Origin of the sequence: Archangium sp. (assembly GCF_036389735.1) — a bacterium.
GTDB lineage: Bacteria > Myxococcota > Myxococcia > Myxococcales > Myxococcaceae > Archangium.
Window position 1 is genome coordinate 1 of the sequence record NZ_DASVWK010000421.1, and the last position, 9,998, is coordinate 9,998.

A 9,998-nucleotide genomic window follows, 5' to 3' on the forward strand; every position below is an offset into this window, starting at 1 on the left:
TCTGAAGCTGGAGCAACAGCCCCGCGAGCGGCGTCTTGAGCTCGTGACTGGCGAGCGACAGGAAGTCGTCGCGTACGCGCACCGCCTCCTGGAGCGCCAGCTCGGTCTCCTTCAGGGTGGTGATGTCGAGCATGGCGCCCCGCACCACCAGGGGCCGCCCGTCTCCATCGCGCAGCACGCGCGCGCGGCTGGTGATCCAGTGCCAGGAACCATCCGGCCACCGGGTGCGGAAGGTGGAGGTATAGGCCTTCACGTCGGTGGAGAAGATGGCCCCGACCTGCGCCTCCACCTCGGGACGGTCCTCCGGGTGGAGCGAGGCCAGGAACATCTCGTGCGTCCACTCCTGCAGCGGCTCGGGGTAGCCGTAGAGCCGGTCATGCCCCTCGGAGCGGAACACCTGGCCGGTGGTGAGGTTCGTCTCCCAGACGGCCATCTGCGCGGAGTCCAGCGCTACCTGGAAGCGCTCGCCCAGCAGCCGGAAGCGTTTCTCCGTCTCCTGCACCAGGACCTGGGCGTCCTCGCGCTGGGTGATGTCGTTGGCGAGCACCCACAGCTCGTCGCGCACGGGCACGACGGACACCTCCAACCAGGTACGCGGCGGCAGGGACGCCAGGAAGCGCGCGGGCTGACGCTGCTCGAGCGCCGTCACCAACCGCTCATGCAGCGTCCGGCCCACCAGCGCCGGTACCGCGACCCACGGCTCCTGGCCGCGCAGCCCCTCGGGCTCCACCCCGAGCAGGGCCGCCGCCCGCGCGTTGTGCTCGAGCACACGCCCGCGCGCATCCAGCGACAGAAAGGCCTCGGACATGTGCCCGAGCAACACCTTCAGCCGCTCGGCGTCGGGGAACGAGGAGCTGCCGGACTCGGAAGAAGATGCTGCGGGGTTGGAACCGGGGGCGTGCGATGAGGGAGGCGCGCTCACGCCGCCACCCTGGCGGGCACGAGGTGCCACGTCAAGGATGGCGGCATCGATAAGTGGCCGGTCCGCGTCAATTACAGGTCTGGGAGTTGACGTGGCGGCACGTGTGCAGGTTGCGCGGCACCTCCAGCCAGGAGATGTCCGGTGTCGCGTCCATGCGCTCGCGCAGCGTCTCCTTGACGGGCCCCTTGCCCACGCCCGGCATCACCACCTCGTAGCGGATGCTGCCCGAGGGCGACAGGGAGACGACCGCCGCCGGCTCCGGAGGTGGAGCCCACGCATCGCTCGTCTTGGAGGGCAGGTGTCCGAGCGGCTTGCCGTCCTTGTCGGTCACCCAGAAGCCCTCGGCCTGGTCCGGGAGTCCGGTGATGGCGTCCACCTGCCACGAGCGGCTCTGGTCGCCCTCTCCCGACAGCTTGCAGGCCGAGACGGTGGCTCCCGCGGGCGGCGAGAAGCTGGGCCAGAACACGATGCCTCCCAGCACGGCCGAACCGGCCGCCGTCTTCTCCTGAAGGCCACCGTACCGGAGGAGCCAGCCCGGCCCCTCCGTGGCTCCTCGCGGGAGCGACGCCAGCTTACCCGTGGGCACGTAGCGGACGGTGCCCAGCGTGGGATGCATATAGGTCGCATAGGCGCTGTCCGGGATGGTGACATCCACCAACGAGCAGTCGACGCCCGCGCCACAGTCGAAGCTGCCATCCGTCAGGCGCTCGTCGTCGAACGCGAGGGCCTCGGCGGCGCTCGTGAAGCGACGCCGCGCGCCTCCATACGAGTGGAAGCCCACGTAGCGGTTGTGCGGCACCTTGTCGGCATCGGCGCCCAGGCGCAGGTCTCCGTGCGCGTCGGTGGGGAGACTGGCCAGCGAGCACGACCACGCCCCGCCCGTCTTCGTGCACCGCGCATCCGTGCTGGCAGGCTCCGTCGCGCCCGCGGCGGGGAAGAAATAGGAGCCGGAGCCCAGTGCCGTGCCGTTGTCGCACTGGATGCGGAGACTCGTCAGCTCCATCCGCGAGGACGTGCACGTGGCCGCCGCCGAGCCCGAGCTGGACTCGGTGTTCTTCACCAGCACGCCATCGTTGTACTCGAGCACGCTCTGCCGCTGCTGACCGTTGAGGTCGGCGATGAACTCCGCCCTCACGTCACACTTCATGCGCACGCAGGCCATCAGGTCGTCCGGGCCGCAGTTCGTGCCCTCCTTGGAGCGCAGGTGCTGCCGATCTCCCGTGCCCAGGAAGCTGCGCAGCCAGCCCGTCTCCGGCTGACGCACGTTGGAGGCCATGTGGAAGAAGGGAAGCTTCTGGTGGGCCTTGCCCTCGCGCGCCAGCTCCAGCGAGCGAGCGCCGAACCAGTTCGTCACCTGCCCGTCGGGACCGAGCACACCCGGCTCGTGGAAGCGGAACGTCCACACCTGACCGCCCAGGTCACCGACGACCAGGGTGTCGAAGAAGCCATCCAGGTCCTTCCGCACGCTCTCCGCGCGGCCCATGTCCACCAGGGCCGGCGCGGCCACGATGGGCATCATCTGGCTCAGCACCTCGTCCTTCCAGGCCTCTCCCGTGACGACACCGGGCAGGGCCTCGGCGGACCACAGCTTCTGGCCCGTCCACACGTCCAGCATGTACACGCCCCGGCCTCGCGAGAGGTCCGCGCTGTACCCTCCGTTGAGCAGGGCGATCCACCGCTCCTCCCAGCCACGGGCGTTGCCCTTCGCGAGACGCACCGGGCCGATGGGCGGCGGCCTGGGCGCGAAGTTGCTCCAGGACTGGCCCACCCTGCCCGCCTCCGGCTCGCACGCATTGGGGAACATCCACCGGAAGGGCTTGCCGTCCGGCTTCAGCATCTCGCGCGGGTTGGTCACCTCCAGTGCGACGAAGCGCTGGCCACCGGAGCGCTCGGTGAGGATCGCGAGCGTGTGGAACTCGTTCGCCTCCTTCACGTCGTTGCGCGTGCCATCGACGGAACCGTCCGCCCAGACGTCACGCACCATGGCCGTGCCGTCCACGTAGTACTCGTGGCCGTTCATCATCAGGCCCAGCTTGGGCAGCAGGTCCGGAGGGATGAAGGCCCACAGCTCCTGGCCGCTGCCCACGTCGTACGCATCGTCGAGCACGTTCTCCTTCTCGCGAGACAGGGAGGTGCCCACGTGCACGGCGTGCAGCATGCCGCCGTTGGAGCCCACCAGCAGGATGCGCTCCCGCTTCGCCTTCGCCTTGCGGTACACGTCATAGGCGCCGTACTTGTCCGCGCCGGAGCCACGCGCCGGGCTCATCGGCGTGGACGCATAGCAGGGCTTGCCCGCTCCCGGCGTGGAGCACGACGTCTCGGACGACACCGACGCGGTGAAGTCCTCGTAGAGCGTGGGCATGCACTGGCCGCTCAGCCCCAGCGAGCACAGGAACGGCTCCAGGGGTGGCTCCACCGTCACCGGCGTGGAGTGGAAGATGTCCGCGAGCTTGCAGGACTTGGAGGCATCGTCCGCGCACGGACGGTCCTCGGTGGTGAGCAGGTCCCCGTCGTAGTCGAAGACATCCTCGCCGCGCACGAAGCGGATGAGCGTGTCGACGCACTCGTCCTGCTGCGTGGCCGAGGCCGTCCAGGCCCTGCGCAGCTTCGCGAAGGCACCGCCGCAGAAGCCATCCCCCGCCGCCAGCAGGTACTGCTTCAGCGCATCGCGATGGGCGAGGTCGAACGGCTCGGGCGGGTTGTCCGACTCGGTGAACCGACCATCCTTGTCGCGGTCGATCATCGTGAAGACGCAGCGGCCGCTGGTGGGGTTGAGCGGATCCGTGGGATCGCACGCGGCGCTCGCGCCGCGCTGACCGAGCGTCTCCGCCAGGTCCCAGAAGGGCTGAGCCGCGAGACCGCCCACCAGTCGGCCCTCGTTGTTGACGGCGGCCGACTGCGCCTTCACCCAGACGCCCTCCACGTTCTCCTGCACGATGTTGGCGCTCGTGAAGCTGGAGATGGCCGGCACCGTGCCCGGCGCGGCGACGAAGCCCGCGGGCTTGTCCACGAAAAAGGTGTCATCGCAGTCCTTGTCGCCGTTGAGATCGCGCGCATCTCCTCCCGCGCTCTTCGCCCGCACGGCGTTACAACCCTGGGAGTACTCGTTGTAGAAGAAGAAGCGGTAGAGGTGTCCCTCGTATGGCCGGTTGCGGCGCGGAGTGAAGCGCGGCACGAAGGAGGAGGACTGCACCCCTCCGGCCTGCGCGCTGGCGAGACTGGCCGAGGCGAACGAGGTGGAGACCTGCTTCACCTCACCGATGGCGGCCATGAGGGCATCACGCAGCTCGTTCGGATCGCCCACGCGGAAGAACCTGCCCTTGCCAGCCTTCGCGATGCTCTGGAGCATCGGGCTGTTGTCGCCATAGCCGATGGTGTACGTGCGCACCGACTGGTCGCCCGGCAGGTCATCGCGCAGGTCCGCGTTGGCCAGGAAGAAGGCCACGTCGTCCATGAAGTTCTTGTTCGTCTTCGCCAGCCCCGTGGGCCAGTTCGCGTAGTCGCAGTCCTCCTTCGTGGCGCCGAACGCGTCGCAGTAGTTCACCCCGCCCGGCGCCGTGTTCGTCTCCGGGTTGCTCGGGTCGAACGTGAGCGGCGAGCCATCCGGATGCCGCGCGCCCCGCGCCTTCAGCACCTCCATCATCTTCGTGATGGGCACTGAGTTGTCGAACCTGGGCGCACCATCCGTCAGCACGATGATCGAGCTGTTCTGGCACGCGAAGCACACGGAGCGCTCCTCGCCCACACCCTCCCAGGGCTGGGTGCCCTTGAGCCACTCATCGGGAGACTGGGCGCCCCAGGGCTTGCCCGCCTTGCCCGTAAGGGGGTCATCATACGTGCCACCATTGCAGCAACCCGGCCAGCCCCAGCCGGGGGTGATGGGGTTGGTGAACCACTTCGCCCACCGCCCATCCACCTTCTGCGAGGAGAAGTAGCCGCCCAGCCCGAAGAGCGCCTCGCCGATGGAGCGCTCGTCGTTGCGGAAGTCCATGGAGTTGAGGGCCGCGCGGAGCTCGGGCCGCGCGAGCGCCGTCTCGTCCATGAGCGGATAGGCCTTGTTGCAGGCCGGCTTGAGGGGCCGCAGCAGCACCGGTGGGTCGAACCAGCCATGATCCGGACCGAACGTGGCCACGCCGATGCGCAGACCGTCCACCGTGGACATGACGTCCTTGAGCACCTTGCGCGCCACCACGAACTTGGGCGGACGCACGTTGAGCACGCGGCCACTGAGGATCCACCTGCGCCGCGCCTCCACGGGCAGCGGACCCGTGGTGGGGTCCGCCGGCGTGGTCGCCTTCGGACCACGCCACCAGCCCTTCTCCGTCAGGCACTTCTCGCACTCCTTGTAGACGGGGGAGCCCCAGGGCTCGCTCCAGCCCATGGCGTTGCCACAGACCTGCTGCTTGTCCGTGAAGCCCACCGTGCTCCGCATGTCGACCTCGAGCGAGTACGGCACATCCTCCACGCGCCACGCGAGGCGCCGGCCGCGCGAGTGATAGAACCTGCTCGGCTCGAAGAAGGACTTCTCCGGCGCGGAGAAGTCCGCGTCCGGGTCGAACGGCAGGGAGCCGTTGAGCTTCGGATCCGCGCTGCCCAGCTCGAACCACTTCATGGCGTCGATCAGCGCGGGATCCGAGCACCCCGGTTTGGTGGTGTCCCCCACCTCGGGCAGGTACTCGGCGTAGTCCTGCATGGACGCGTTGTTGCCCAGCAGGAAGAGGGCACCGGGCGGGCTGGCCGGCACCTCGAAGAAGTCCTTGTCGCCTCCTCCCGAGGCGTTGATCATCGTGTCACCCAGCGCGGCGGCGCCCGTGCAGCACGCGGCCTTCTCGGGCACTGGCACGCTGCCGGAGCGACCCGGCAGGGCCAGCAGCCCCGCGGCGCCCGCCGCCAGCAATCCCACTCGAACCGCCCAACGTTTCACGGCGTCGAAATCGATGTGCATATCCCGGCCTCCTTGAAGCCGAACCGCTCCCATGGACGTCCAGCGCGCTCTCGTCCGGACGCGTCCAGGGCCACCCCCTAGAAGAATTCAGGCGTCTGACATGGGAAGCGGTCCGGCCCTGGAGCAAATCTGCCGTGAGGATGGACGACCCGGCCTTCTCCGCGGGGCAGCGCTTGCTTTCTCCCCGGGGATGTTGTGCAGCGGAGATCTTCAGGGAGAAGCCTTCATGCCCGCGTCGGCGACACCAGCCCGGAACGACCTCCGCCTTCGTGCGCTCCTCGGCGCCGAGCACCTCCTCTCATGGGTGGTGGACCGTGGGGGACGAATGCAGGAGCCCTCTGACTCGTGGTCGGCCTTCACCGGGCAGACCGTTGAGCGGTGGAGGGACCGGCAGTGGTTGGAGGCCATCCATCCCGAGGATCGCGCACACCTGGTGCCCACCACGCCCGCGGGGGGAAGCCTCACCTGCCGCGTGCGCCGGGCGAACGGAGCCTGGCGCCACGTGCTCGCGCGGGCGCTCCCCGTGAAGGACGAAGCGGGGCGGCTCGTGGAGTGGCTCTACCTCGCCGAGGATGTCACCGAGCGCCCTGACGACCAGCATGCGCAGGCCGAGGCGGAGCTGAGTGAAGCGCGGTTCCGCTCGCTGGTGCAGACGTCGGTGGCCTCCATCTGGACCACCAATGCCAGGGGCATCCCCGTGGAGGATGCACCCTCCTGGCGGGCCTTCACGGGCTGTACGCTGGAGCAGTGGCTGAACGGCTCCGCGTGGTTGGAGGCCATCCACCCCGAGGATCGCGCGCGCCTCTCCGAGGCGTGGCAGCGGGCCCTCACCACGAAGACGCCCTACTCGGCCGAGGCCCGCCTGCGACACGTCAGCGGGAGCTGGCGCTGGGTCCTGTCGCGCGCCGTGCCCGTGTTCAACCTGGACGGTACCGTGCGTGAGTGGGTGGGCAGCAACACGGACATCTCCGAGGCACGCCGGGCCGAGGAGCGTGCCACGCGCCTGCAGGCGGCCACCTCCGCCCTGTCGCAGGCACTCACTCCAGGAGACGTAGCCCGGGCCATCCTCACGGAGGCCCTGCGCGGCCTGGGCGCCGAGCTGGGGGTCGTCTACCGCCAGCGCTCGGACGGCACGCTCGAGATCCTCTACAGCGCGGGCTATTCCGAGGCCTACCTCGACCACTTCCGCACCCTCCCCCCGGACGCCCACAACCCCGTCGTCGAGGCGGTCCGCACGGGGCAGGTGCTGTCGTACCGCTCCAGCGAGGACGTGGCCAGGCACTACCCGGAGGTGGCGGCCCTGCGCTCACCGGAGCACGACCAGGCGGTCACGGTGCTACCCATGTGGGTCAATGGCCGGTCCGTCGGCGCGCTCGTGCTGAGCATCGCCACCAAGCGCGCCGGTAGCGCCGAGGAGCTGCGCTTCCTGCGGATGCTCGCGCAGCAGTGTGGCGAGGCCCTGGAGCGCGCCCGCCTGTACGAAGTGGCGGAGCAGGAGCGCCAGCGCGCGGAACAGGCCAGCCGCCTGAAGGACGACTTCCTCGGCGTGCTCTCCCACGAGCTGCGCACGCCGCTCACCGCCATCCTCGGCTGGGTGCAGATCCTCCGCACGCGGGAGCTGACGCCGGACAAGCGCGAGCGCGCCCTGGAGACCGTCGAGCGAAACGCGCGGTCCCAGACGCAGCTCATCGAGGATCTGCTGGACGTCAACCGCATCGTGAGCGGCAAGCTGCGGCTGGACGTGCGCCCCACCCAGCCGGCGAAGGTCATCGAGAGCGCACTGGAGGTGGTGCGCCCGGCGGCGGAGGCGAAGGGGCTCCAGCTCCAGGCCGTGTTGGACCCCGAGGTGGGCACCCTCCAGGCAGATCCGAGCCGGCTACAACAGGTGGTGTGGAACCTTCTGTCCAACGCGGTGAAGTTCACGCCCCCGGGCGGACACGTGACGGTGCGCCTTTCGCGCGGCCCGGCGCATGTGGAGATTCAGGTGCAGGACACGGGGGATGGCATCACCGCCAGCTTCCTGCCGCACGTCTTCGAGCGGTTCCGTCAGGCGGACCCCTCCTCCACGCGCCGCCAGGGTGGGCTGGGGCTGGGGCTGTCCATCGTACGCCAGTTGGTGGAGCTGCACGGCGGCATGGTCGAGGCACACAGCGCCGGCCAGGGCCAGGGCGCCACCTTCACGGTGCGCCTGCCCCTGGTGGCCCCGCGCCCGGACGCCGCCGAGCCGGTGCGCGTCCAGCCCTCGCCAGGGCTGTCGCTGCCCGTGAACTACCCGAAGGAACTCCGCGGGCGCCGCATCCTGGTGGTGGATGACGACACGGACACGCGCGAGTTCCTCACCACCCTGCTCCAGGAGGGAGGCGCCCAGGTCTCCAGCGCCGCCAGCGCGACCCAGGCGCTCACGCTCCTGAACCAGGAGCAGCCGGACCTGCTCATCTCCGACATTGGAATGCCGGAGATGGACGGCTACGCATTCATCCGCGAGGTGCGCCGCGGCGCTCCCGAGCGGGGCGGGCGGGTGCCGGCGGTGGCACTCACCGCGTACGCCCGCGAGCAGGACCGGACCGCGGCGCTGCTGGCGGGCTTCGACACGCACGTGGCCAAACCGCTCAATCCCTCCGAGTTGCTGGGAGTGGCCGTCTCCCTGCTGCGCCGCGGGGCCTGACCCTCGGAAGGCCGGGGCTCAAGTCGCGCGGTATCTCGTGCGGTGGAGGGCGCGCAATAGCAGGAGCAGGACGACGGCTCCTACGAAGGCCACGACGATGGTGCCCACGATGCCACTTCCAGGTGCGTGGACTCCAAGTGCGCGGAAGAGCCAGCCTCCCAGGAACGCGCCGACGATGCCGATGACGATGTCGCCAACCACGCCATAGCCGCCGCCCACCACGGCCGAGGCGAGCCAGCCCGCGATGAGACCCACGAACAGCCAGACGATGAGTGTTTCGATACTCATGTGAGCTACCTCCTATGGGACTCCCGTTCAGGTAAGCATCCGAGCGCGGAGGACCGAGGGCGCAGCCAGGCAGGAGAGCGCCGAATCGGTCGCCCGGATGTCGTTCTCCTCGGTCGCGGACATCTCACTTCCCCAGGTGGTAGTCCGTCAGGTCCGGCCGCTGGGTGCGCCAGCGGAACTCGAAGGTGAACCCCGGCCAGAGCGTCGTGTTCTTGCCGGAGCTCGTCCTGTACCAGCTCACGCACCCGCCCGTGCTCCACACCGTGCGGTCGAGCCGCTCGTGCAACCGCTGGTTGAAGCGCTCCTGGGCGTCCTGGCGCACCTCCAGGGACCCGAGCCCCTCGCGCCGCATGACCTCGATGCACTCCAGGACATACTGGGCCTGGGACTCGATCATGAAGACCATGGAGCTGTGCCCGAGGCCCGTGTTCGGCCCGACGAGGAAGAACAGGTTGGGCATGCCCGCCACCGTCGCCCCGAGATAAGCCTCGGCATTCGTGCGCCACGCCTCCTCGAGCTCCAACCCGCCCCGTCCGTGGATGGGGAACGGCGCGGCCGCCTCGGCCGCTTGGAAGCCGGTGGCGAAGATGATCGCATCCACGGAGCGTGCCGTCCCCTCCTTCGTGAGCAGGCCGTCGCGGGTGATCTCCTGGATGCCCTCGGTCACCAGCTCCACGTTGGGCCGGAGCAGCGCGGGGTAGTAGTCGTTCGACAGCAGGACGCGCTTGCACCCGAGCACGTAGTTCGGCGTGAGCTTCGCCCGCAGCTCCGGATCCGGAATGCTCTGCTCCAGGAATCGACGCGCCTCGCGCTCGGCGAGCTTCAGGACGGAGGGCGCCACGATGAAGAAGGGCACCCGGCTCTCCAGGCGCCAGTAGATGAGCTGCCGGTGGAGCCACTGCGCGACGGGCAGGGCCTCGTAGAGCTTCCGCTCCCCCTGGCCAATGTCCCGATCGTCCTTGGAGAGGATCCACGGCGGGGTGCGCTGGAAGAGGTGGAGCTGCTTCACGCGCGGGGCGATCCGTGGAACGATCTGGATGGCCGAGGCGCCCGTGCCAATCACGGCGACGCGCTTCCCCTCCAGCGCATAGCCATGATCCCAGCTCGCCGAGTGGAAGACCTTGCCCTGGAACCCGGCCAGCCCGGGGATGCGCGGGAGGGAAGGACGGCTCAAGCCG

The 9,998-nt window shown here is 69.3% G+C and carries 5 protein-coding genes; 1 reads left to right on the forward strand and 4 read right to left on the reverse strand.

Features of this window, described 5'->3' with window-relative positions; genetic code table 11:
* On the reverse strand, positions 1–922 hold a 922-nt coding region (locus VF794_RS15190), incomplete at its 3' end, for a PAS domain-containing protein (RefSeq protein WP_331111013.1).
* Between the two features lie 67 nt (positions 923–989).
* Entirely contained in the window at positions 990–5,867 is a 4,878-nt protein-coding gene (locus VF794_RS15195) for a hypothetical protein (RefSeq protein WP_331111015.1), read from the reverse strand.
* 226 nt (positions 5,868–6,093) lie between these two features.
* Here VF794_RS15195 and VF794_RS15200 point away from each other — a divergent pair, with 226 nt between their 5' ends.
* The gene (locus VF794_RS15200; protein ID WP_331111017.1) at positions 6,094–8,532 is read left to right on the forward strand and encodes a hybrid sensor histidine kinase/response regulator; all 2,439 of its coding nucleotides are present in this window, start codon (positions 6,094–6,096) and stop codon (positions 8,530–8,532) included.
* Between the two features lie 18 nt (positions 8,533–8,550).
* Here the strand turns inward: VF794_RS15200 and VF794_RS15205 are convergent, their stop codons facing one another.
* Both VF794_RS15205 and VF794_RS15210 read right to left on the reverse strand, forming a co-directional pair.
* Positions 8,551–8,820, reverse strand: a complete 270-nt coding sequence (locus VF794_RS15205) for a GlsB/YeaQ/YmgE family stress response membrane protein (RefSeq protein WP_331111018.1) — start codon at positions 8,818–8,820, stop codon at positions 8,551–8,553.
* A 124-nt stretch (positions 8,821–8,944) separates the two neighbouring features.
* Positions 8,945–9,998, reverse strand: a 1,054-nt coding sequence (locus tag VF794_RS15210; RefSeq protein WP_331111020.1) for an NAD(P)/FAD-dependent oxidoreductase, incomplete at its 5' end; no start/stop codon positions are given.

What these genes read in the sequence shown, in the direction of transcription:
- VF794_RS15200 (WP_331111017.1), top strand. Translation starts at nt 6,094, where the DNA reads ATGCCCGCGTCGGCGACACCAGCCCGGAACGACCTCCGCCTTCGTGCG.
- VF794_RS15195 (WP_331111015.1), bottom strand. Translation starts at nt 5,867, where the DNA reads ATGCACATCGATTTCGACGCCGTGAAACGTTGGGCGGTTCGAGTGGGA.
- VF794_RS15205 (WP_331111018.1), bottom strand. Translation starts at nt 8,820, where the DNA reads ATGAGTATCGAAACACTCATCGTCTGGCTGTTCGTGGGTCTCATCGCG.